Raw genomic sequence first — 23,195 nt, 5'->3', positions numbered from 1 at the left:
TGTTGATTTCATGGCATAATTTCGCCTTTACCGCTTTTAAAACCTGGGAAAGTATTTCAGCCAATTTGGCTCAAACGGCTCCCCGCTCATAGGACTCAACATGAAACCAGGCATTCACCCCGAATATCGCGAAATCGTCTTTGTAGACGTTTCCAATAACTTCAGCTTCAAGACTCGCTCCACTATGTCTACTAGAGAGACAATCAAGTGGGAAGATGGTAATGAATATCCATTGGCCAAGATCGAGACTTCATCTGAATCACACCCTTTCTACACTGGCACCCAGAAAATTATGGATACCGCTGGTCGTGTTGAGAAATTCCGTCAGAAATTCGGTACTAAAGCTGTTGCTAAAGCTACCGGTGATGGCGCTGCTAAAACAGCTGAGAAAAAAGCTGCTGCTGCAGAAGCTAAAGCTGCTGAAAAGCCAGCTAAGAAGAAGGCTTAAACCACTTCTATTCGCGGGGTATGTTAAATACCTGCTCTGCGAGATAATTAAGGCAGCGTTTGCTGCCTTTTTTATTTTGAACTTCACACATGGTCAAACTTACTGCCGCCGCCACTAAATCTATTCCGCGCATTATTATTTTTGCGCTGACCTTAGTTTATGGTTTCGCTGGCCTCTTCTTTCGGGACCCCTGGAAGAATGAGGATGCTATTGGGTTTGGTGGTATGTGGACACTCTTTCGCGGTAACACCTTAGACTGGATGGTTCCCCACTTAGCTGGACGCGATATCTCTCTTGGTGCGCCCTTGTCTTATTGGATGGGCGCCACACTCATTGAGTGGTTTGGTCCATTCATTGGCGCCGCTAATGCTGCACGCTTATACGCCGCCATCTGTTTCTTCTCTGCTGCACTAGCAATTTGGTATGCCACCTATTTATTAGGTCGTCGTCGTGAAGTGCAGCCGATGGCATTAGCAGTTGGTGGTCAGCCCGATTTAAAGAGCTACGGCATGACCCTAGCTGATGGCGCGCTACTCATTTTCTTGGCGTGCGTAGGTCTAGCGCAACGCGCTCATGAAACAACACCAATGATGGCGCAGCTCATGGGTATTAGCATCGTGCTATATGGCACAGTGCGCGGCTTAGATAAACCTTGGCAAGGTGGTTTCTGGACTGGCCTTGGTATTGCCATCGTCGCCCTATCAAGCAATCTCACACTCAGCTTAATCATTGTTACCTCCACCATCATTGCGGTCATTGCTAGCAATGCGAAGTTGCGCTTTCGTTGGACGCTGACTAGTACTGTTTTAGGTTTAATCGGTTTTGCGATTTGGCCTCTGATTTGGTATCTAGCTGATCTGCCAGTGCAATGGCGTCACATCGCTGAAGAAGGCTGGCGCAATGTACCGGAAATGCGCGCTACTCCATCAATTGAGTCGCTCAGTTTCTTGAGTGTGAACTTCTGGGCTTACGCGTGGCCTGTCTGGCCGCTCGCAATCGTCTCCCTTGCGCACTGGGGTCGCATTAAAGAATCAGGCGCATGGCGCGCGCCCCATCTTTGCATTCCTTTGAGTTTATTCATCGGTAGCTTAATTTATGTTTTGTTCCGCCTAGAGGCAAATGAACATGACTTAATGATTTTGATTCCAAGTCTTTCCATCATTGCCGCATTTAGCTTGCCCGTTCTCAAGCGAAGCGTCATTAGCTTTATTGATTGGTTTGCGATGTTTAGCTTTACGCTGATCGCCCTGGCTATTTGGATTATTTGGCTCGCAAAAGTGACCGGCTACCCAGAATCTACGGCCGCCAATATTGCACGCCTACTACCTGGATTTACTGGTCAATTTAATATCTTGGCATTTGTCGTCGCCCTTGCTATTACAGGCTTGTGGCTTGCGGTAGTTCGTTGGAGAACTTCTCGGGCCCCAAAAGAAATTTGGCGCTGCCTCATCATCTCAGCATCAGGGACTACTTTGATGTGGGTGCTGCTGATGTCTTTATGGCTGCCAACTATTAACTATGCAAAGACCTATCGTCAGGTTTCTGCACGATTGGCCCAAGTGATCCCTGCTGGTGGTGGCTGCATAGACACTAGCAACTTGGGTTCTGCACAGCTCGCCTCTTTTGAATACTTCTCCAAGCTCAATTTGCGAGATGACCCCAATTGTCCATGGATGCTGACCCACAGCCAATCCGAAGCAAAGGCATATGCAGAGCTAAATAATAAAAAGCTCACACTGCTCTGGGAAGATCGTCGTGCTGCTGACCGCGATGAACGCCTGCGCCTCTACGAAGTTATCCCGGAATAATTCGTGCTGCACTTTAAAATATCGCGCCTTCGCGAGGACATCCCCTCTTTACTAAAACTAGCCGGACCTCTATTAGTGGGGCAGCTTGCCGTGATTACATTTGGCGTGCTCGATACCGCGATGACGGCGAGGTATTCAGCTGATGACTTAGCGGCTCTAGCAATGGCATCAGCTATCTTCATCAGCATTTACGTAGGTCTCACCGGCGTGATCTCGGCGCTTGCACCAATTGCAGGACAACTCTTTGGCGCTAAACGTTTTGGAGAAATCGGTGAAGAAGTGCGGCAAGCGGCTTGGCTTGCTTTAGGTCTCACTATTTTGGGCTGTTTCATTTTGCTCAATGCAGATCACTTGCTAGCTATTTCCCGTGTCAATGATGTTATTGAAGGTAAAGCAAAGTTATATCTCAATATCCTAGCAATTGGCTTACCAGCCAGCATGGCTATGCGCGTGTTAATGGCGCTGCACAATGCGGTCTCACGCCCTACCGTCATCACTGTTGTGCAAATTATTGGCTTAGCACTCAAGTTGCCCTTAAATCTACTCTTTATTTATGGAGGCTTAGGTATAGAAGGTATGGGCGGCCCAGGCTGTGCTGTAGCTACCGTCATCATTAACTGGTCTTGGCTACTCATGACTCTAGGCTTTGTGTTATTTGATCGCTTTTATAAACCATTTAGGATCTTTGCCCGCTTTAGCATGCCGGATTGGCATCGTATCTGGACATTACTCAAGCTTGGCGCACCTATTGGCTTTAGTTACTTGATTGAAGTAACATCTTTCACGTTTATGTCGCTATTTATTGCCCGCCTTGGAACTACAGCATTAGCGGGCCATCAAATCGTAGCCAATATGGGAACTGTCATCTACATGGTGCCGCTATCTCTCTCCATTGCGACCATGACCTTAGTGTCTCAATCTATTGGCGCCAACAAGCCCGAGCGCGCCGAAGAGATCGGTTGGTCATCCGTCTTTTTTACCACTACGCTGTGCATCATTATTGGTATCACAGTTTGGATTTTCAGAATTCAGTTGCTAGACTTATACGATCCACCAGCAGAGGTGAAGGTGTTCTCTATCCCCCTCTTCTTATTTATAGCCTTCTATCAAGTATTTGATGCTCTTCAAGTTACCGCAGCATTTATTCTGCGGGCCTATCGCATTGCTTTTTTACCGATGGTGATTTATGCAGGCTCACTCTGGGGCGTAGGCCTTGGTGGTGGCTACCTCATGGGCTTTAACGTATTTGGTAATACACCAGCATTCTTACAAGGCGCCAATGGCTTTTGGGCTGGCAACAGCTTAAGTCTAGGCTTAGCTGCGTGCTTTTTGCTCTATCTCTTTAGAAGAACGGCGGAGCGCTATGAGAAGACGCATCCGCCGGTGCAGGTTTAAGGCAAACTACTTTGAGTCTCTTACTTATAGACCTTCAAAGTAGAAGCATCGTCATTTAAACGGGTTTTGAGGTTACGCAACTGCCCTGCCGAACCGGGGTTGTTAGTAATAAAGTTTTGATCAGCCAAATGCTTGCGTACATCTTCAGCCAAATCCAATGAAGCCAACTTCATTAACTTTGCATTACTTGGTTTATATCCAGTGTCTCTGCCATCGATTTGGACATCCTTACCTTCACCAGAAGCTACAAATGATGCAATGATTTGCGTTGTCTTGGTATCGACAATATTAAAGTCCACAGTTACCTCAAGCGTCATCTGTTGTGAGGTAGATTTGGTTCCAGGAACATCAGATACGTTATCCGTACTGGAGACTTCCGCCAACACACCATATAAAACATAGTCTGCATCACCGAAATCACTAGCCTTAATACGTTTCACAATATCGAAGTACTCGTCACCCTGATTAGGAACTGCAGGAGTGGATTTAGCCTGGACCACCTTATAACCAGACTTGATGAGTAAGCCACGAATCGGGTTAGCTAAATAACGTAACTCACCATACTCATAATTACTTTGATAGCCAGACCTCTTCATACTTTCAGCATTGGTACTTGAAGAGCTATTACTTGGTGTCGCAGCATCAACAACAGGCACGGGCGGTGAGGCTGTACCTGGGCTAGTAGCTTTTGGATCAGATAAATCGGTGAACTTTACTGGGAATGCAGATGAATTCGCCCCACCAGTAATAGCAGATGCATTGGCTTTATCCGCATCTACCTCAATAGTCTTGGGCACAATCGTAGAGGAAATGTTGTTATCTGTTGTCGTTCTGGTTTCTTCGACAAACGTTAAGTTTTTTCCTTCTTTCTTAAAGTAGATATCCGTGACCGCAATTGACTTGGAATCCGCCTTTAAAGCCTCAGCACTGATGACGGGATTTTTGGGTGGGTCCGCTGGCACTTGGCCAATATACGCAGATTCCACGGGAGCAGGCGGCTTGCTAGCACAGCCAGCCAAAAGAACCAGGCTCATCCCCGTACAAGCTAATAATATTTTTTTCATGTATTGCTCAATTCTTTATGGTGTTGAGTTGCGTATTAGCGCGTAGCAGTCTTACGAATCTCTTTTTCATCAGCCCACTCGAGCAAACCGGATTCGTTGTTAATGAGATTGAGATTAAATACGTAATAAACGTCTTTCACATCCTTGGTGTTTTTGACAATAGAAGCGATCGATCCTTCGATACGATACTGAGCGCCCTGCATATTGCCGGTCTTAGCAATCGTGCTGTTCTTATACAAACCTGATTGATTCTGACGCTTGAGCTCTTCAGTCTGATTTTGCATTTCAGAAACGCTCACCGCGAATCGCACTTGACCGCTCTTCATTAACTGCGTGCGGATTTTATCGGTAATTACACGCGTATCGATATATTCAGAAGTCTTATTCTTCACATCTGCAAGCGTCACAATTGGCGCATCTTTGCTTCCAGAGATAGCCTTAGACTGGAGCAGTGATCTTGTCATTGCCTCAGCAATCATCTGTAGATCAGTTGATCCATAGTTTGCATTAACGGTCTCTACCGCTTTAGCATCACCATAACGAACCTGCGGTCCTGAGCATGCAGCAAGTGCTGCTACCGATAATGCAATAGCAGATAAACGAATAGTTTTAGTGTTCATGATCATCCTTAATAAGCCTAAATCTCTTTAATATTAAATAGTTAATTGATTTTTATTTGTATTGATTTAATTCAAAACGAAAGTCAGTAGCATCTGGCGTTGGGGCGATTCCCATGATAACGGTCGACTGCCCCTTGCCTACTGTTACAGGCTTCCATGGCTCTTCATCTGTAACAGCCATACCGTTTTTACCAATCCACTTAAATCGATAAGATACGAGATTGGATTTACTGTCATTCTGTATGGTTACCTGCGCTGTTAATACGCCATTGCGCATCAAACTACGCATATCAGTAATTTGAATGCTATCCGCATCACCCATGCGTACCGTCATGTCCTTCATAGATGGCGTTGAGCTACATGCGACAAGAGCAAGTGCCGTCATCAGGATTGCAAGGTATTTTTTCATCTGGGTCTTTCCTAATTAAAAAGCTGCTGAAAGCTATTCAACAGATTGGGTGGCTCGTAAGGCTTTACCCCTTCCATATTACCGCTAGTGGGGATATTGTTGGGGTTGGGGTTTGAGATAGGCGCCGCAAGTACGGGGGTTGCTTGTGTCGCTACTGGGGTAGTTATTACCGCTGCTGAAGCAGGCTCTTCAGGCTGTGGATTCTGAAAGCCTCCCCACAGTTTCTTAAAGCCTGCAAACGCACCCTCAGATGGTTTAGGTTCTACAAGAGTGGGTAGTGGGCTTGCTGGTGAGATGGCGGCTGGAGATGCGACTATTGGAGTACTAACAACAGGATCTTTGGGAGGAAGCGCAGTAGGGTCATTCGAGGTCAGTACAGTTGCCCTATTTCTAAACATGCGGATATAAACCACGTTGTACCCGCCTACTAAGTTAACCGTTTGAGATGCGGTTACGCCAGATGGCAAAGTGTATTTCAGAACAGTTGGTCCAACCGGTAGACCCATTCTAGCCATATAGGTTTGCGCGGGCAAGGTTGACCAATGGCGCACATCAGTCACATTAATTGCTTGCAAGCTGTAGCCTGTAATCATTCCAGCAATCGCACCAATCAGAGCAGCGCTACCATTGTTCTGATTGTTTTGGTTATTCTGGCTTCGCTTGTTAGCCGCTTGCTGGGCAGCTCGATCTGCTGCATATTGTGCAGCCAGAGAGACTAAGGCTCTAGAGGAGGCTCTTAAAACATAGGCTGGCATCTCATCACGTAAGTTCTTGCGAGCCATAGCATCAATATTGGCAACCAACTCTGGATTAGCCACTTTATCGCCTAACTGAACCATGGTTGGCCTGAAACGCTCAGTAGATTTTTCGATGACCGGAAAAGTTAAGGTCACTAACTTTGGGTTGCCACCCAGATTGAAAGACTGACTGATTTGATAAGGAATAATTTTGGGCATGTAACCCGTATCAATAATGATCAAGGTATCAGCAAACGCTTTTTTGCCTTGGTTGGCAATATTGGAGTCCAACTTAGCGATACTGGTTTTAAAAAAGTTAACTTGGGGACGCAACTCAATTGCCAAGCGATAACCTGGCGCAGCTAGACTTGCCTCTCCCTGTGACTCATGAATAAAACCAGATAGGTAATACGCTGCCGGGTTCTGATAGGAGTTCTTAAGGCTACGGGTTTCCTCGTCATCCAATAGATTAATTGGGTAACCGCTAATACTTTCAATGCGGCTAGATGCACCTTGAGTATTGGGATTATTTTGCTGCTCCTGCTCTACCTTGGAGACTGCGGCCACCCTACTCTGTATCAACTCCTCAATAACCTTCTCACGCTGCGCCATCTTTTTGGCTTCCACCATGGCATCATTCCAGTGCCCTTGAGAGATGTGGTTTAAAGCGATGGTCTGACTTAATAGACTCACTTCATAAGGCTTAGGGTCATACTCACTACTGAAACCTTCAGATAAAACGTAGCCACTTGCTCCTGAAAAAGAGCGTCTGAGTTTGTCGCTGGTAGTCACCTCCCAACGACTGACTAATTGATCTGCAGCTAATAGGTTTTGGGTGCTATTGGGAATCTGGGTGGAACCTTGCAGTCTTTGTACCTCGCCCAGCTCCATGTAATACAGCGTATTTTTATCCTTAAAGGCACCCTGAATAGCCGCTGTTGTATTTTGCAGATCACCATTTTTAAACTGCTCTTTGGACTCATTCATCTTGATTTGCTGAGTCTGCGTAGCGCAACCCACCAACAAACAGACAGCCAAAGTCATGCCGAATTTAGAAATGTCTAATGCTGAAAATTTAGGCAAATTGAGGGGTTTATAAAGAAGGAGAATTAATGAAGGCCACATACCTTTAACGCTTAAAAATAGGCTTGGGCTGACAAGAAAATAGGGGTTTATTACTCTAATTTTGCTCCTGATTGCTGCACTACCTTACCCCATTTACTTGCTTCGGAGGCAATTAACTTAGAAAGGTCTTTTGGACTACCTGGAGCGGAGTCCAGGCCACCAGCCAAGAGCTTGGATTTAACCTCGGGATTGTTCAAAGTCTGGCGCACCATTTGATTTAAGCGTTTTTGGATATCAGGCGGAAGGTTTGCTGGTGCCATTAAAGAAAACCAAGATACAGCCTCAAAACCAGCCAAACCTTGCTCGGCTAGAGTGGGAATCTCAGGGGCGGCATGTGAGCGCTTCAGTGTAGTTACTCCTAAGGCTTGAACTTCCCCTGCCTTAATCAAAGCTAAGGAGGAAGAAAGATTGTCAAAAAGCATAGAAATGCGACCACTGAGTAAGTCTGGTAAAGATTGTGCTCGTCCCTTATAAGGAATGTGACGGATTTGAACACCTGCTATTTGTTTAAACAATTCACCTGACATGTGTAAAGAAGTGCCAACACCCGATGAACCAAAAGTGAGTTGATCTGGTTTTGCTTTTACCAATTCAATTAACTCATGAAGATTGTTAACGCCTAATTTCTTATTCACAATTAATACATTTGGTGTGCTTGCTAAAAAACTAATGGGTGTGAAATCTTTCACAGGATCGAATGAAATCTTTTCATACAGCGCGCCATTAATCGCATGAATGCCTACCGTACCAATTAATAAGGTGTAGCCATCGGGATCACTCCTGGCAACGAGATCAGCACCAATATTGCCGCCATAGCCTGGGCGATTTTCGACAAGTACTGGTACACCCAAGTTTTGCTGCCAATCTTCAGCTAAAACGCGCGCCAATATATCTGGAGCCCCACCGGGGGTAAAGGTTACAACGATGCGAATTGCTTGTTTTGGCCAGGTAGCGTTTTTCTGGGATGTACTTTGCGCATGAACAGTAAAGCCAACGGCCCACAACACAGACATAAAGAGAAAGCTCTTCAGAACTTTAGAGAATGGCATGCTCAAAATGTAGAACTAGACCGAAAGGTCTAGGTTAAAAACCAAAGCGAGAGCGTAGCCACAACCAGCCCTCATACTTCACTGGGTCATCAGCGCAGGGGCCGATACCGCACTCCAATAAGGTGGATACGAGATTACCTAAAACCAAAAGAATGAAAGCAATAACAAGTGCATTAGCAAACCATGAGCGTGAGCGGACTTCACGATTAGGAAGCATTAATAGCACTGCAAGACCCATTAACAAACCGGTATACCCAACATATGCCCAGGTATAGAAATGCAACTCTAAAAATGTTTTTCCAAATCCCTTGTCGCCCGGCAGAATATGCAAGAAAACCTGACGAAGAGAAACCATCATCCCAACCAAGCCACCCATGATGCCCCATCCGTAGTGGGATGAATAAGCACCACAACGAATATTGAGCACCAAAGCAAAACCAATAATCACAAACCCAACGCGCTGCATTAAGCACAGAGGGCAAGGCAACTCACCAAAGTAGAGCTGATCTACAAAGGCATATGACAACATGCCGACAACAGCTAGCAATGCAAGCTGATTGCCAAGCGCGGCTAGGGAAGGTAGAGAATGTTTACTCACAATCAATTACAGGCTGATATTGAGATGGTCAGTTGCATGAAAACGGAACCAAACCAGAAGGATAGCAACGGTAATCGCCAAAACCGTCAAACCTGCAAGACGCTTCTCAAACCAGACTAAAACAAGTCCGATAAAAGCCGTCAGAAAAGGTAGAAACATATACATAAGGGAATTCTAGCGCAGGACTCTTAGAGCGGGGGTAATTCTATAAATTCAGGGCTTTGTGAAAGGGCTTTTGTTTAGAATGGGCGAATGACTACCAGCCCCTCCCCTCCCTGCTTAGATCTACAGATTGATGGGAATATGGCACGGGTTATTTTTAATCACCCCGCCGCTCGCAATGCCCTCACTTGGCCCATGTATGAAGAGCTCAAAAGGATTTGTGACTCCTTAGCTAACAACCCTGAAATTCGAGTGGTCATCTTTCGGGGGGCGGGAGATAAAGCATTTGTTTCAGGAAGCGACATTCAGCAGTTTGTTGCCCTCAAAGGGAATGAAGCCTATGAAGTTGCAGTTGATCATATTTTCTCCTCACTGCAACAACTACCGATGCCGACTATTGCCATGATTGAAGGTTTAGCAGTCGGCAGCGGTCTGTTGATGGCCACTTTCTGTGACTTTCGAATCTCAACACCAGATGCCCGTTTCGGTATACCAGTAGCCAAGACCTTAGGAAATTGTTTATCACCAAGTAATTTGTCTTGGCTTGTGGCTCACCTAGGAACTCCAACAGTGAAGAAGATGCTTCTGACTGCAGAATTCATTAAAGCACCAGAATTATTAGCTTCAGGCTACCTCTATCAAACGGCAGAGCCTGCAGAAATCGAATCTGTTACTAATATGCTCGCTCAAAAATTAGCGACCCTTGCTCCCATCACGCAAAAAGCCAGCAAGCTGACATTGGCACGCTTACTCCAAAACAATCTTCCAGACTGCAAGGATCTGATGCGAGAAACCTATAACAGTAAGGACTTTAGAGAGGGTGTGAACGCCTTCTTGGAAGGTCGTCCACCTCAGTGGACTGGGAAATAAGTAAGGCTGCTGAACTAGCCTTTAGAGTTTAAAAACTCCACTACGATTTTCAAAAACTGATCGGGCACCTCAACGTGAGGTACGTGTCCCACATTTTCAACTGGTACTAGCTTTGCATTCGGAATGGCTGCTTGCGCCTTCTTACCTAACTCCGGAAAGTTACCTAAAGACTTCACTGCCTCTGGCGGTGCAAAACGTCTACCAAATACCGTACGGTCCTTTTGACCAATCACCAATAACACTGGCATCTTTAATTGCGGCAAATCATTGACTACTGGTTTTTCAGCAATCATTTGGTATGTCAGCACTGAAGTCTTTGCATAGGCCGGATAGTCCGGACCTTTTTGTACGCGCACATATACCTCTACAAACTTTTCATAAGCAGGCTGCCAGTTTGGAAAATAACTTTGCAGAAAGCGGCGATAGCTTGCTTCTGTCTGAGCCATTTCTAGCTTGAGCAAATCGTCATTTTGTTGCGGAGGGATGTCTTTGCTGTAATCCTCAAGTCCTAAAGGGTTCTCCAACACTAGCTTTTGGACGGTTTGTGGGTATAAGCGCGCAAAACGAATGCCCACCATGCCGCCCATGGAGTTAGCTATGACTGCAACCTGCTTGATATTGAGAGACTTCAGTAAGGCTTGCGTATTGGCAGCTAAATCATCAAAGTGGTATGTCACATCTGGCTTAGAAGACTTTCCGAAGCCAATCTGATCAGGAGCAATCACACGATAGCCAGCTTTAGATAGGCCAGCAATCGTTGTAGCCCAATAATCGCTTGAGAAATTCTTGCCATGAAATAACACCACCACACCCTTTTGCTTGCCTAAGGCCCCAACATCCATATACATCATGCTTGCTGCTTGCCCCTGTAAAGAAGTTTTAAATTCCTTGAGTGGGTATGGGTAAGGCCATTTGCTGATTCGCAAATCTAAAGGAGCTGCATCAGCATAAAGACTGGCAGGTGGAGTTGATGAGGCCTTCTCAGTATTAGCGCATGAAACCAAAAAAACAGGTGCAACTAACGCTGCACCAATCAGCAATACTTTCTTGAGAAAACTTGTCATCAATCCGACCTTTTTTTGATTTAGAGAATTTTTGTTTTTAAGTTTGGTAAGCCGGCAACACTACCTTCAAGTACATCCCCTTTTTTAACTGGGCCAACACCTGCTGGCGTACCGGAGAAAATTAAGTCACCTGGTTCCAAGGTAAATAAGGTAGATAGATAAGCAATCGTGTCAGGAACATTCCAAATCAACTGATTGAGATCGCCCTCTTGACGAACTTCACCATTCACTAAGAGCTTAACCGCGCCTTTGGCAGGATGACCACACTGAGTAGCTGGCGTAATCTCACCGCATGGGGCAGATTGATCAAATGCTTTGCCGGTATCCCAAGGGCGGCCCATCTTCTTAGCCTCACCTTGAAGATCGCGTCGAGTCATATCCAGACCAACTCCGTAACCATAGACATGCTCTAAGGCTTTTTCTGCAGAAATATTGGCGCCGCCTTTACCAATAGCGACCACCATTTCAATTTCGTGGTGAACATCCTTTGATAAATTTGGGTAAGCCATATCTTTACCATCAGTCACAATCGAGTTAGCAGGCTTCATAAAGAAGAATGGCGGCTCTCGATCAGGATCATGACCCATCTCACGTGCATGATCGGCGTAGTTTCTACCAACGCAGTAAATACGATTCACAGCGAAGCGACGAGTATCGCCAGTCACAGGCAATGAAATTACTGCTGGGGGATCAATCACGAATGCTGAAGACATAAAAACCTTTCGAAGAATTTTAATGAATGAGTGCTTTATTTCTGATGTTTAGAAGTATGACGCAATTTCAACAATAAGATGCTGAGCGCCAAGGCAAAGGTGAGAGCATTGGCCAAAATGAGAGGCCACTTTTCAATAATGAGGCCATAAACCAGCCACAAACCCACCCCCGCAGTAAATAAGGAGTACATCCCCAAAGAAATCCCCGATAGGTCCCTAGTGCGCCAAGACTGTATCGCCTGCGGCAAAAAGGCAATGGTAGTCAAGAATGCGGCGCAATATCCAATAATCTCTATTTGATGAGGCTCTAGGTTCATTTATTCATTGTAATAAGGGAAATTTGCAGTTCATTGACGCAGCGCATGAATTTTTAATCTGTAGATAATAGAAAATCGTAACTCAACCCACCATTAAAAATACAAAATGAGACAACATCTAATTCGAGGCTTTGGCCTACTCCTTTGCAGTAGCCTGATCACCGCCCCACTGTTGGCGCAAACCAATAGCTCTGCTATTAAAAACTATCCTGACAAGCCTATTAGACTGGTCATTCCATACCCGCCAGGGGGCGCTACTGATGTGATTGGTCGCATCATGGCACAAGAACTCTCCAAGTCACTAAACCAGCAGGTAGTTCCCGATAATCGCGCAGGCGATAGCGGCAATATTGGTGCGGATATGGTTGCAAAGTCCCCTGCCGATGGCTATACGCTCTTAATGGGGGCTCTCACTTCACACTCTATCAACGCGAATCTTGATAAAGATAAGATTCGATACAACCTCGAAAAAGATTTCACACCAGTTGACGTGGTGGGAGTGGTACCTCTGGTGTTTGTTGTGAATCCTTCTGTCCCTGTAAAGAATATGAAAGAGTTCATTGCCTACGCAAAAGCAAACCCAGGCAAGCTCACGTTCGCATCATCTGGAGCTGGTGCGCCACAACGTCTTGCAATGGAAATGTTTCGCTATCAACTGGGTTTAGATTTATTGCATGTGCCCTATAAAGGTAGTGGCCCCGCTATGACTGATCTAGTGGGCGGTCAAGTGCTTACGATGTCTGAAACTGTTCCAGCGGCTCTGCAATTTATTCAAGCCGGTCAGTTAAGACCTTTGGCCGTAACAACTGCAAAACGCATTAGCCAATTGCCAGATGTACCAACGGTGACTGAAGCCACAGGCTTACCCAACTTTGATGTGGTGAGCATGTTTGGGATTTTGGCACCAGCGGGAACTCCTAAACCCATCATCGATAAACTCAGCGCAGACATCAAGGTTATTTTGCAGCGCCCTGAGGTGCAGGAGCGTATGTTGGCAGCTGGCGTTTATGTGAACTATCTTTCGCCTGCAGATTCGAGCAAGCGCATTACACGTGAAATGACTATGTGGAGCAAGGTTATTAAAGACGCCAACATCAAGCCTGATTAAAGCTAAAGGCTAATTTAATGGGATGGAAAAAATCGCTTTAAGCGTTAACGAATCCGTACTGTTAGAGAAGCCCTTACCTACCCCAGCCTGAAAAGAAAGTGGTTTGCCTTCGTAGTACATCATCAAGAATCCCAATTGCTGGGTATTTTGATAGTTGATGGGCTGACCAAGTTGATTCAGGTTGGAGTAATACTCTACCCCAAGCGCTAACTCAGGCGTCACCTCTCTAGATAAGCGAGTTGCCGTGGAAAAATAAGGTGACTGATGTACGTAAGGTTGCGAGAGCGGCATATCCACAATCGGATTAAATGAGAAAAGCCACTCATCAAAATGCTTACCAACAATAAAACGCATTTCACTGTTATATCTAGACTCATCAAACTGCGGTTGTACGTTGGATAACTCCAGATTTGCGCCTGCGAAAAAAGAGTCGCCCTTATCTTCGCGAATTGGTAACCATTTCATACGCACTTTCGTTGCCGCATATTGAAATTTATTGTCGTAGTTCACATAAGAGATGTATAGGCCAGCCTCTAGATCATGGCCTAAGCCATAGGCAAACTCTGGGGTCACCCGCACACCGTTGTTGTTCATTACCTCTCCTGGATAGGAAGGAGTTTGAATACCTCGGGGAGTACTGTTTAAATGCACCTCTAGGCTAGCTTCACCCTTGGCATTAATTTCGTCATCGTAGACCTGAATTTCATCCTGCAGGACAGCCATACTGATAGATGGCGAGAGGGTTAATACAGTTAACAGAAGCCCCTGGATAAGTGCTGTCTTGAAGTGGTGGGCTTGCATCTGCATGATGCGTGAGTTTAACAAGGATTAGGGTTTTTTGACGCTCTCACTCCAAAGTTGCCATGGACGCCCAATGGTTTTCTCAATCGTTTCCTGTGCAGTGACAGCCTCACCGGGACTAAGGTATTGCACTTGACCCATCTTCATTGCTTCAGACTGAATGCTCGCATTCTGAATTGCATACACTGTTCTAAAGACCGCTTTCTTAATGGAGTCTGCTCCTGCAGCATATCCGTGGCCACGCATCAAAACAAAATATTGCAAACCCATAGTTTTAGATAAAGCATCACCCAAATCCCCATTGCTAACAAACATATCCGTATCGGGATTCGGCTTGGCAAAATTTCGGATTTCGAAAACCGGTGCACCCTCACCCAAAAAGGCACTCATGTGATAGACGGGCTTGAGTGTTGTGCCTGTTAAGCCGTAGGGCAAGATAGGTGCAGCATGGCCATGAATAACTGAATTAATATCGGGACGATTTTTCAGAATACCGCTATGAATGAAGCGTTCACCATAAGCCACTCGTGTATCGCCATTTAAAGCTTTACCATTCATATCAAATTCCATGATGTCTTCAACTTTGACAACGGATGGCGCAACACTTCTTGCTAAAAAGAAGGTGCTGGGATTGATTGGGCTACGAACACTAATATGCCCATAACCATCTACTGCATTTTGGTCATACAAAATATGATTCGCAAGGACAAGTTCCTCAATCGCCGTTTTCACTGCTGGATTTTGATCCATCTGCTCCTGAACGGTTGCAGCATTTACTTGGGCAAAAAGCAGAATCAGAAAAGAGGAAAGGAATTGTTTTTTCATTATTCAACTTTGCCAATTTTTCTCACAACCTCACCCATCTGAGTAGATTCCTTATCCCAGTAGGTCTTAAATTCAGGCGCATCCATATATTGAATTGGACTTCCTGCTCCATTGATCACAGCGCGTACCCGCTCATCATTCGCCGCTTGTTTAGCAGCCTCACGGAGCTTATTGGTGATGTAGTCAGGGGTCGCGCTGGGCACAAACAAGCCAGCCCACTGAGAGAACTCAACCTTGACGCCCATTTCTTTAAAGCTAGGCACCTCAGGCATGCTAGCCAATCTGCCATCACCCCAATGAGCCAATGCACGCACTTTGCCCGCCTTAATTTGCTGAACGATTGAAGAGGGTCCAGTAGCAATGGCATCTACTTGGCCGCCCAATAAACCCACAATCGCTGGCCCTGCACCTGTATACGGAATATGAACCATGTAGAACTTCTCTGAAGACTTTAGCATCTCCATTGGTACATGCATCGTGCCGTAATTACCCGACGATCCAAAATTGTATTTACCCGGATTGGCTCGCATTGCCGCCACAAAAGATTTGTAATCTTTCCATGGGCTATCCGCCCTCACTACCAAGACTGTTGGGTCCGCTGTAAAGCGTGCGATTGGCTTGAGTTGGTTAAGCTGAAAAGATTGCTCTCTTCCCACCACTTTATCTGCCTCTGGAATAATTGAAATAGACGATAAAGCCATCAAAATCGTATAGCCATCAGGCTTTGCTCTGGCTACTGCTGCCATGCCAATGCCTCCGCCAGCCCCAGCTTTATTTTCTACAATCACTGGCTGACCCAGGCTACGAGATAGCGCCTCTGCCACCGGCCTACCAACAGTGTCAGCAACCCCACCCGGCGGAAATGGCACAACCATAGTGATGGGCTTTGTAGGCCAGGGTTCTGGTGCTTGAGCAATAGCCCCCTGAGAGGCCAAGCAAGCACATAAAAAGACTAAGGTAGTAGCAAATGAATATTTTTGTCTCATTTTTTGTCTCAAATACGTAAATTAGTTATTATTTATGCTCTTTATCCTACTACAAGATTCATCACAATAAACAGGGGTTAACGTAGACAAAACCCCAGCCGGAGATAGTAATCATGAGATATGCCGCATTTGTTTTAGCCAAAGAGCCTACCAAAACTCGCGTTGGAATTGTGTCTGCTGATGGCAGGACAGTTCAAGAGCTCGATTTAGGCGTTGACGTTAGTGAAGATGGCATTGTTGCCATTCTTAAATCTGACCTCGCGGGCAAGCTCCCAAAACCTATTTCCACGCATGCGTTTAGCGACATCCGTCTACTCGCTCCTGTACCTAGACCGCGTCGTAATATTTTCTGCGTCGGTAAAAATTATCATGAGCACGCTAAAGAATTTTCCAATAGCGGCTTTGATGGCAGCGCTAAACCAGGCGAGGATATTCCAAGCCACGCAATCTTTTTCACGAAGCCGCCCGAGTCTGTAACCGGACCCAATACTAACGTCATCATCCCCACTGCTGTATCCACCTGCATCGATTACGAAGCGGAACTCACGATTGTGATTGGCAAAGGCGGCAAAGGTATTAGCGAAGCAGATGCAATGAAGCACGTCTGGGGTTATACCGCTATCAATGATGTGACTGCGCGCGACTGGCAGCAAAGACATAAGCAATGGTTTTTAGGAAAAAGTTTTGATACCTTCTGTCCTATGGGTCCTTGGGTTGTTACGGCAGATGAGGTCGATGCCGAAAACATCCCCGTCAAGTGCTGGGTCAATGGTGAACTACGTCAAAACTCCAATACCAAAGATCTAATTTTTGATATCCCCAATATGATCGCCACGGTCTCTGCAGGCATAACCCTCTACCCAGGAGATTTAATTGCCACCGGAACTCCAGTTGGTGTTGGCATTGGCTTTAAACCTCCTAAGTACTTAGTGAACGGAGATGTTGTCGTTGTTGAGATGGGTGGTATTGGAAAGCTTGAGAATACTTTTATTGCTGAGTAACGCAGATTAAGTATTTAAAAAACTTACTAGCCACTGATAAGAAAAGCCACCCTCGGGTGGCTTTCTTTTAGATAAACAAACTCTGTAGTGATCAAGCCAAAGTGAACTTTAAATCTCCGAGTTTTTCTACTGAACTTACGATCTTATCGCCCTTCTTCAGCCATACCTGCTTGTCTTTTGGCATACCAGCAATAACGCCTTGCGGTGTACCAGTGAAAACAATATCTCCCGGCTCTAATGTCCAGTAGGTGCTGATGTAAGACAACATTTTTTGAGTGTTATGAATGAAGTCGGAAGTATTTGAGTTCTGACGTAACTCGCCATTAACCCAAGTCTTTACCTGAAGCTTATTAGGATCACCTACTAAGTCAGAAGTAACAAAATAAGGTCCAATTGGTGCATATTGGTCTAAGGTCTTGCCAATCATCCATTGCCCACTCGGCAATTCAAGCTGCAAATCACGTGATGAGAAATCATTTGAGGTGCAATAACCTGCCACATAATCCAAAGCAGCCGATTCGGGAACATTGCGCATCTGCTTGCCGACAACAATCAACAGCTCAGTTTCATAATCTAGCTTATAAGAAACTGATGGCGGTGGAATTTGCAATAAACAGTTGTGAGCCGTAAGACTATTGTTGTACTTATTGAATAGCGGCGGTACACGTGGGTGAGCCATACCAACCTCATCCGCATGCGCACGGTAATTTAAGCCAACGCAAACAATCTTTCCAGGGTTTTTAAACAGGCGCCCGAAAGTGATGTCGGATTCCTTTAAGTAAGGCACGCCAGATTTATCGGCGCTTGCTACTACCTTATTAAATCCCGCAGCATTACCCTCTTGCAATAATTGATCCAAGGTAGCCGGTGCTGCAATCTTCATTTTCTTAGCTACAGCACGAATATCGATAACACCTTTTGGGGTAACCACACCCAAGGTTTCTGTTCCATCCGCATTTTGGATCGAGAGAATTTTGCTATTTTTCACCATCTCACGTGGACCGGTGTAAACCTCCCCTCCCCATACTGAGGTGGGATGAGCTGAAGCCTCCTTCATTACACCCATAGTAGAGGCAGCTACTAAACCGGCTCCAGCAGCTGAAGCAGTCTTCATAAATTGGCGACGTGAACTCATCTATATCTCCTTGTGTTGTTATCTATTTTTTAACTACAAAGGGAATACTACCGCACCCTTTTATGCGGTGCCGCAGCAAATATAGATGTCAGTAGATTTAACCTAGACCTAGATAAATAGCTAAGTGATAGGTAATAAAGGAGGCGATATAGGCCAAGCCGAATAAGTAACTCAACATGATGATGGGAATCTTCCAGCCTCCCGTCTCGCGCTTTACTGCAGCAATGGTAGATAAGCACTGGGGAGCAAATACAAACCAAGCCAATAGAGATAAAGCCGTGGCTAATGACCAGCCATTGGAGATTAAGGGAATCAGTGCATCAGCTGCGTCGACACTCGAGCTAGATAGCGCATAAACCGTTGCCAATGAGCTCACCACAACCTCACGAGCTGCCATACCTGGCACTAGAGCAATACTGATCTGCCAGTTAAATCCAATCGGCGAGAACACATGTGCTAAGGCCTGCCCCATCATTCCGGCAAAGCTGTATTGAATCGGTGATCCTGTTGCGCCCTCGAGTGGGAATGGAAAGCTAGATAACACCCACAAACCAATAGTCATCAGCAAAATAATTCCACCAACACGGCGCAAAAAGATTTCTGCTCTTTGCCACAAGCTAATAGCTAAATTGCCTAAGCGAGGCAAGTGATAGCTTGGCAACTCCATCATGAGCGCGTTCATCCTAAATTGCTCACTCGTAAAGCGCTTTAGAATCCAGGCAACCGCCATCGCACCCAAAATTCCAGCGAGATACAGCAAGAATAAAACTAAGCCCTGTAAATCAATGCCAGCCCATAACTTTTGCTCTGGAATAAATGCTGAGATCAATAAGGCATATACCGGCAGACGTGCAGAACAAGTCATCATGGGTGCAATCAGAATCGTCACCATGCGATCACGCGCATTAGAGATACTTCTGGTGGCCATAATTCCGGGGATGGCGCAAGCAAAGCTGGAGAGGAGTGGAATGAAGGATCTACCGGATAAGCCGACAGAACCCATCACTCTATCTAGCAAATAAGCAGCCCTTGGAAGATAGCCAGACTCCTCCAGTAAAAGGATGAAGAAAAACAAAATCAGAATTTGCGGCAAGAAAATCACCACGCCACCTAAGCCTGCCAAAATTCCATTGATCAAAAGACTACGTATCCATCCATTGGGCAATACTTCGACGATCTGAGCACCCAGAAAGTCCACTGCAGATTTAATTAGGTCCATGGGTACCGTAGCCCAACTGAACACGGCCTGAAAAATACAAAAGAGTAAGGCCACCAAAATGATGGGGCCAAAAACTGGATGAAGTAATACGGCATCTAAGCGATCGCTCAATTGATCAGGAATGATTTGATCTAGGTTGAGGTTTTGCAGAATTTTTTGAACTTGAATATTGTCAGATTCAGTATGGGCAATATGAGAGGCAACATTTTCTAGGGTTGCATCACTAGTACCTGTGCGCAATCCATTGAGATTACGCCAGTCCAGATTCGATAAGAACTGCTTGATTTCATCAGCGCCATTAGACTGAATGCCAATACTAGTGAGCACCGGCAAACCCAATTCACTTGAAAGTGCAGCAGTGTCTATATGCAAGCCTTGACGCTTAGCAATATCAAGCATATTGAGTACTACGATACAAGGCAGTCCCAGGCGCTTTGCAGCCAGTACTAAACGCAAGTTACGACGCAAATTCATGGCGCTCAATACGCAAATGACTAGGTCAGGACGTTTTTCACCTTCAGCTCGACCAAGCAGTACATTGCAGGTCACACGCTCATCCAAGGATCTTGGATACAAGCTATAGGCGCCAGGCAAATCCAGTATGCGGATATTTTTGCCAGACTCAAGAGATAGGCGCCCTTCTTTGCGCTCAACAGTAACGCCTGAATAGTTCGCTACCTTTTGACGACTGCCAGTCAGCAAATTGAATAATGCCGTTTTGCCACAATTGGGATTACCCAATAAAGCTACGAGTGGCTCATTCGAGAAAAAGTGAACTTTAGATTCAGACATGCGGAATAGCGTCGACCGTAATCATGCGTGCTTCTGCTTGACGCAATGCGAATGTTGAGGCTCCTACGCGAACCATATATGGCCCTTTACCAAGTAAACCTTTGCGCAAAACAGCTACTTGTTCACCGGGTAAAAACCCAATATCTTCCAGCTGCCCCTTAATTTGAGGGGCACCCTTAGGCGCATTAACCGCGCTCACTCGGTAAAGAATTTCCAAATCAACCTGGTCCAAATGCATGGAGGATTGTCACTTTTATCAATAAATAGGAACGATTCTCATTATATACCTTATACTTAAGAATGGTTCTCATTAATATATACCTGAACTTATGAAAAATAACTATTTAAAACATACACTTATCAGTATTTTCTTGTTGTTAAATTTGACAAATATCTCCATTGCAGCAAGCAACGATATCCAGATTTCAATTAAAAATGGGCGCTTTTCTCCATCAGAAATTGATATCCCCGCCGATACCAAAGTAAAGCTTACTGTTGAAAATCTAGATGACACTCCAGAGGAATTTGAAAGTTACGACCTCAACAGAGAGGTGTTAATCAAGGCCAAAAGCAAGGCCTCTTTTTACATCGGACCTTTAAGTCCTGGCGTCTATAAATTTGAAGGTGAATTTAGCCCTGAAACCGCTCAAGGCGTAGTAAGGGTTAAATGATGATGAGAAATAATTTAATGCAAGGCTTGTGTTGCCTTGCCCTTCTCTCCGCCAGTGCATTGGTTCATGCTGGAGAGTACTTAAGTGGGCCAGCAGATTACATCTACACCCCAAGAGTGGAAGAAGGCGAAAGAGAGATCGATACCAAGTTTGGAACCCAGACTCCCAGAAGCGGTGAAGACAATAGACTATCAGGCGCTTCTATTGGTTTCGGTTATGGCGTGAACTCCTGGTGGTTCACTGAGATTTATGGAAAAGTCACTTGGGATGGCACCAACTCCCAATTTGATGCAGTGGAATGGGAGAATAAATTTCAACTAACGGAAACTGGAAAATACCCAGTAGACATCGGCTTCTTGCTTGAGTTAGAACGTCCTCAAAATCGCAATGAAGGGTATGAAGCCAAATACGGCTTCTTATTTCAAAGTGAATGGAAAAAATGGGTTGCCAATCTCAACGTCTTGATGCAAGGACATTACACGGGCACTGAAAATCAGGGCACCTATTTCGGCTATCAAGGTCAGGTTAAATATCGCCTTCAGCCAGAGCTGGAGCTTGGAGCGCAGATTTACTCTTGGCTAGGACAGGTTAATAACTGGAATACAAATGAACAACAACAATCTAGTGCGGGGCCAGCCATTTTTGGGAAAACCAAACTGGGCCGCAAGGAAGCTTTGAAATACAACGTAGCCTACCTCTGGGGAACCACTACTGCATCACCAAAAAATACCATCAGAATGCAGGTGGAGTACGAATTTTAAGAACAAGAGCTCAATCTCTGCTATGTTCTTATTAAATACAACCTTTTACCCATTCTGCTTAGCCTCTTATGTACCTACCAAAACATTTTTTAGTTGAAGATCAAAGCGTATTAGCCCAACTTATTTCTGAATACCCGCTAGCGACTATCGTTGCGAATCTGGATGGTCATTTTGAAATCAACCACCTACCCCTCATGTTGAGTGCCGACAAAACCAAGCTTTATGGACATGTCGCCAGAATGAATCCACTCGTTAAAGTTGCGAGCAGTAACAATACATCTGTTACAGCAATCTTTAATGGGCCGAATGCGTATGTGACCCCATCTTGGTATCCATCAAAACAAGAGAGTGGAAAAGTGGTGCCTACATGGAACTATGCTGCGGTTCATGCAGAAGGTAGCATTAAGTTGATTGAGGATGCACAGTGGCTAAGAAGTCATGTATCGCAAATGACCAACATTCACGAACCAACCTATCAATCGAACTGGAAGTTAGACGACGCCCCAGAAGAATACGTGCAAATGATGCTCAAGGCCATTATTGGTATCGAGATTGAGATCAGTGGTTTGGTTGGTAAATTTAAGCTAAGCCAGAACCGCCCGGCTGAAGACTATAACGCAGTAGTAGAGCAACTAGAGAAGTCGCCGCAAGAGGCTTTACAAGAGATGCTGAAGTACATGAGAGCACCCAAATAATTAACAACTAAGGCGTGGTGTATCCATACTTTTGCAGAATGGATTTGGCCTGAGGCCCCTGCATAAAGCGATACATATCCACTGATTCTTGGGGCGCACCTTTTATTAGCACCATGCGCTGCTTAATGGGCTCGTATAACTTAGCGTCGACCAAAAGGAGGCTAGTTTCTTTTGCGACCTCTGGAGATTTGGCCAAAGATAAGGCAGTAAAACCAATATCTGCCGCACCGCTCACCACATATGTTGTAGCTACGCCAATGTTGTCTCCATAGACAAGCTTGTCTTTAGCCAGATCCCATAGGCCTTCTGCCTTGAGATACTCAATCGCAGCTTTACCATAAGGAGCAAGCTCTGGCTTAGCAATTGCCACTTTGTTTGTTTGTGCAATTGCCCGAGCAATTTCTGTCTTGCTGTCAGCCAAACGAATCCCAGATGAGGATTTGGCAATTAAGGCAAGCTTACCAATCGCATATGTAGCGCCCTCATCTACCGTCTTACCATTCTTAAATAGCTCCAACGGAAAATGCTCATCTGCCGCAATAAAAAGATTGAATGGAGCGCCGTTGATGATTTGCGCCGCGAAGTTACCGGATGAGCCATAGACCACTCTCATCTCTGCTTTACCGCTAGCCTTAAAGGCAACCATAATCTCGTTAAAAGCATCTTTCATATTGGCAGCAACGGCAACAGTTGAGGTCTGCGCAAAGGCAAGATTGGTAAATAAAATCAGTGATGCGAATAGGGAAGTCGGGCGAATAAACATGATTGAGTTAATTCTAGCGGATAGAAATAAAAAACCACCCCGAAGGGTGGCTATCGATA

At 45.3% G+C, this 23,195-nt stretch carries 26 protein-coding genes; 9 read left to right on the top strand and 17 right to left on the bottom strand.

The window, feature by feature from the left end; genetic code table 11:
- Nucleotides 1-100: 100 nt before the first annotated feature.
- The 3 genes from ICN44_RS11490 (at nucleotide 101) to ICN44_RS11480 (ending at nucleotide 3,651) form a co-directional block, all read left to right on the top strand.
- Complete coding sequence (locus tag ICN44_RS11490) at nucleotides 101-448, top strand: type B 50S ribosomal protein L31 (protein ID WP_072582141.1); 348 nt, start codon at nucleotides 101-103, stop codon at nucleotides 446-448.
- 89 nt (nucleotides 449-537) lie between these two features.
- Complete coding sequence (locus ICN44_RS11485) at nucleotides 538-2,256, top strand: glycosyltransferase family 39 protein (RefSeq protein ID WP_216264067.1); 1,719 nt, start codon at nucleotides 538-540, stop codon at nucleotides 2,254-2,256.
- 3 nt (nucleotides 2,257-2,259) lie between these two features.
- Nucleotides 2,260-3,651, top strand: a complete 1,392-nt coding sequence (locus tag ICN44_RS11480; protein WP_216264066.1) for an MATE family efflux transporter — start codon at nucleotides 2,260-2,262, stop codon at nucleotides 3,649-3,651.
- 20 nt (nucleotides 3,652-3,671) lie between these two features.
- On the opposite strand, the gene ICN44_RS11475 is transcribed toward ICN44_RS11480, so the two are convergent.
- From ICN44_RS11475 to ICN44_RS11445, 7 genes are all read right to left on the bottom strand, one after another.
- Nucleotides 3,672-4,715 (bottom strand): hypothetical protein, encoded by a 1,044-nt coding sequence (locus ICN44_RS11475; protein ID WP_216264065.1) that lies wholly within the window; start codon nucleotides 4,713-4,715, stop codon nucleotides 3,672-3,674.
- 35 nt (nucleotides 4,716-4,750) lie between these two features.
- A complete protein-coding gene (gene lpoB, locus ICN44_RS11470) occupies nucleotides 4,751-5,335 on the bottom strand; it encodes a penicillin-binding protein activator LpoB (RefSeq protein WP_370623994.1) in 585 nt (194 codons plus the stop codon).
- A gap of 52 nt (nucleotides 5,336-5,387) precedes the next feature.
- Nucleotides 5,388-5,744 carry a YcfL family protein gene (locus ICN44_RS11465; protein ID WP_216264064.1) on the bottom strand — a complete coding sequence of 119 codons (357 nt, stop codon included), beginning with the start codon at nucleotides 5,742-5,744 and terminating at the stop codon, nucleotides 5,388-5,390.
- Between the two features lie 11 nt (nucleotides 5,745-5,755).
- A complete protein-coding gene (locus tag ICN44_RS11460) occupies nucleotides 5,756-7,564 on the bottom strand; it encodes a COG3014 family protein (RefSeq protein WP_255537612.1) in 1,809 nt (602 codons plus the stop codon).
- 92 nt (nucleotides 7,565-7,656) lie between these two features.
- Nucleotides 7,657-8,655: a tripartite tricarboxylate transporter substrate binding protein gene (locus tag ICN44_RS11455; RefSeq protein ID WP_216264062.1), complete on the bottom strand. Its 999-nt coding sequence runs from the start codon at nucleotides 8,653-8,655 to the stop codon at nucleotides 7,657-7,659.
- A 34-nt stretch (nucleotides 8,656-8,689) separates the two neighbouring features.
- A complete protein-coding gene (locus ICN44_RS11450; protein ID WP_216264061.1) occupies nucleotides 8,690-9,253 on the bottom strand; it encodes a disulfide bond formation protein B in 564 nt (187 codons plus the stop codon).
- 6 nt (nucleotides 9,254-9,259) lie between these two features.
- A complete protein-coding gene (locus tag ICN44_RS11445) occupies nucleotides 9,260-9,418 on the bottom strand; it encodes a DUF5993 family protein (RefSeq protein ID WP_158009030.1) in 159 nt (52 codons plus the stop codon).
- An 87-nt stretch (nucleotides 9,419-9,505) separates the two neighbouring features.
- On the opposite strand from ICN44_RS11445, the gene ICN44_RS11440 reads away from it, so the two are divergent.
- Complete coding sequence (locus ICN44_RS11440; RefSeq protein WP_216264060.1) at nucleotides 9,506-10,285, top strand: enoyl-CoA hydratase/isomerase family protein; 780 nt, start codon at nucleotides 9,506-9,508, stop codon at nucleotides 10,283-10,285.
- Between the two features lie 14 nt (nucleotides 10,286-10,299).
- Here ICN44_RS11440 and ICN44_RS11435 read toward each other — a convergent pair whose 3' ends face one another.
- Genes ICN44_RS11435 through ICN44_RS11425 form a run of 3 tightly spaced genes read right to left on the bottom strand, consistent with a single transcriptional unit; the run spans nucleotide 10,300 to nucleotide 12,379 of the window.
- The gene (locus tag ICN44_RS11435; protein WP_216264059.1) at nucleotides 10,300-11,349 is read right to left on the bottom strand and encodes an alpha/beta fold hydrolase; all 1,050 of its coding nucleotides are present in this window, start codon (nucleotides 11,347-11,349) and stop codon (nucleotides 10,300-10,302) included.
- Between the two features lie 20 nt (nucleotides 11,350-11,369).
- Nucleotides 11,370-12,062, bottom strand: a complete 693-nt coding sequence (locus tag ICN44_RS11430; RefSeq protein WP_216264058.1) for a fumarylacetoacetate hydrolase family protein — start codon at nucleotides 12,060-12,062, stop codon at nucleotides 11,370-11,372.
- A gap of 35 nt (nucleotides 12,063-12,097) precedes the next feature.
- Nucleotides 12,098-12,379 carry a SemiSWEET transporter gene (locus ICN44_RS11425; RefSeq protein WP_215359765.1) on the bottom strand — a complete coding sequence of 94 codons (282 nt, stop codon included), beginning with the start codon at nucleotides 12,377-12,379 and terminating at the stop codon, nucleotides 12,098-12,100.
- Between the two features lie 106 nt (nucleotides 12,380-12,485).
- Between ICN44_RS11425 and ICN44_RS11420 the strand changes: the two genes are divergently transcribed.
- Nucleotides 12,486-13,487, top strand: coding sequence for a tripartite tricarboxylate transporter substrate binding protein (locus ICN44_RS11420; RefSeq protein ID WP_216264057.1), 1,002 nt, complete (start codon nucleotides 12,486-12,488; stop codon nucleotides 13,485-13,487).
- A 9-nt stretch (nucleotides 13,488-13,496) separates the two neighbouring features.
- On the opposite strand, the gene ICN44_RS11415 is transcribed toward ICN44_RS11420, so the two are convergent.
- The 3 genes from ICN44_RS11415 to ICN44_RS11405 are packed head-to-tail and all read right to left on the bottom strand — an operon-like array spanning nucleotide 13,497 to nucleotide 16,099.
- On the bottom strand, nucleotides 13,497-14,294 hold the full coding sequence (locus ICN44_RS11415; protein ID WP_216264056.1) for a transporter: 798 nt from the start codon (nucleotides 14,292-14,294) through the stop codon (nucleotides 13,497-13,499).
- A 21-nt stretch (nucleotides 14,295-14,315) separates the two neighbouring features.
- Entirely contained in the window at nucleotides 14,316-15,113 is a 798-nt protein-coding gene (locus tag ICN44_RS11410; RefSeq protein WP_216264055.1) for a class II aldolase/adducin family protein, read from the bottom strand.
- Nucleotides 15,113-16,099, bottom strand: a complete 987-nt coding sequence (locus tag ICN44_RS11405) for a tripartite tricarboxylate transporter substrate binding protein (RefSeq protein ID WP_216264054.1) — start codon at nucleotides 16,097-16,099, stop codon at nucleotides 15,113-15,115. The genes ICN44_RS11410 and ICN44_RS11405 overlap by 1 nt, the downstream gene beginning before the upstream one ends.
- A gap of 113 nt (nucleotides 16,100-16,212) precedes the next feature.
- On the opposite strand from ICN44_RS11405, the gene ICN44_RS11400 reads away from it, so the two are divergent.
- The gene (locus ICN44_RS11400; RefSeq protein ID WP_216264053.1) at nucleotides 16,213-17,100 is read left to right on the top strand and encodes a fumarylacetoacetate hydrolase family protein; all 888 of its coding nucleotides are present in this window, start codon (nucleotides 16,213-16,215) and stop codon (nucleotides 17,098-17,100) included.
- A 91-nt stretch (nucleotides 17,101-17,191) separates the two neighbouring features.
- On the opposite strand, the gene ICN44_RS11395 is transcribed toward ICN44_RS11400, so the two are convergent.
- The 3 genes from ICN44_RS11395 to ICN44_RS11385 form a co-directional block, all read right to left on the bottom strand.
- The gene (locus ICN44_RS11395; protein ID WP_216264052.1) at nucleotides 17,192-18,235 is read right to left on the bottom strand and encodes a fumarylacetoacetate hydrolase family protein; all 1,044 of its coding nucleotides are present in this window, start codon (nucleotides 18,233-18,235) and stop codon (nucleotides 17,192-17,194) included.
- 97 nt (nucleotides 18,236-18,332) lie between these two features.
- Complete coding sequence (feoB, locus tag ICN44_RS11390; RefSeq protein ID WP_216264051.1) at nucleotides 18,333-20,246, bottom strand: ferrous iron transport protein B; 1,914 nt, start codon at nucleotides 20,244-20,246, stop codon at nucleotides 18,333-18,335.
- Entirely contained in the window at nucleotides 20,239-20,484 is a 246-nt protein-coding gene (locus ICN44_RS11385; RefSeq protein ID WP_216264050.1) for a FeoA family protein, read from the bottom strand. The genes feoB and ICN44_RS11385 overlap by 8 nt, the downstream gene beginning before the upstream one ends.
- Before the next feature lie 91 nt (nucleotides 20,485-20,575).
- On the opposite strand from ICN44_RS11385, the gene ICN44_RS11380 reads away from it, so the two are divergent.
- The 3 genes from ICN44_RS11380 (at nucleotide 20,576) to ICN44_RS11370 (ending at nucleotide 22,373) form a co-directional block, all read left to right on the top strand.
- On the top strand, nucleotides 20,576-20,917 hold the full coding sequence (locus ICN44_RS11380; protein WP_216264049.1) for a cupredoxin domain-containing protein: 342 nt from the start codon (nucleotides 20,576-20,578) through the stop codon (nucleotides 20,915-20,917).
- Nucleotides 20,914-21,678 (top strand): hypothetical protein, encoded by a 765-nt coding sequence (locus ICN44_RS11375; RefSeq protein ID WP_216264048.1) that lies wholly within the window; start codon nucleotides 20,914-20,916, stop codon nucleotides 21,676-21,678. The genes ICN44_RS11380 and ICN44_RS11375 overlap by 4 nt, the downstream gene beginning before the upstream one ends.
- A 68-nt stretch (nucleotides 21,679-21,746) precedes the next feature.
- Nucleotides 21,747-22,373 (top strand): FMN-binding negative transcriptional regulator, encoded by a 627-nt coding sequence (locus ICN44_RS11370; protein ID WP_216264047.1) that lies wholly within the window; start codon nucleotides 21,747-21,749, stop codon nucleotides 22,371-22,373.
- A gap of 7 nt (nucleotides 22,374-22,380) precedes the next feature.
- Here ICN44_RS11370 and modA read toward each other — a convergent pair whose 3' ends face one another.
- On the bottom strand, nucleotides 22,381-23,136 hold the full coding sequence (gene modA, locus ICN44_RS11365; RefSeq protein ID WP_216264046.1) for a molybdate ABC transporter substrate-binding protein: 756 nt from the start codon (nucleotides 23,134-23,136) through the stop codon (nucleotides 22,381-22,383).
- Nucleotides 23,137-23,195 lie beyond the last annotated feature (59 nt).

This window comes from Polynucleobacter sp. JS-Fieb-80-E5 (assembly GCF_018882015.1).
Classification (GTDB): Bacteria; Pseudomonadota; Gammaproteobacteria; order Burkholderiales; family Burkholderiaceae; genus Polynucleobacter.
The sequence above is the reverse complement of the archived record's forward strand: the minus strand, read 5'-3'. Positions and strand labels throughout refer to the sequence as shown.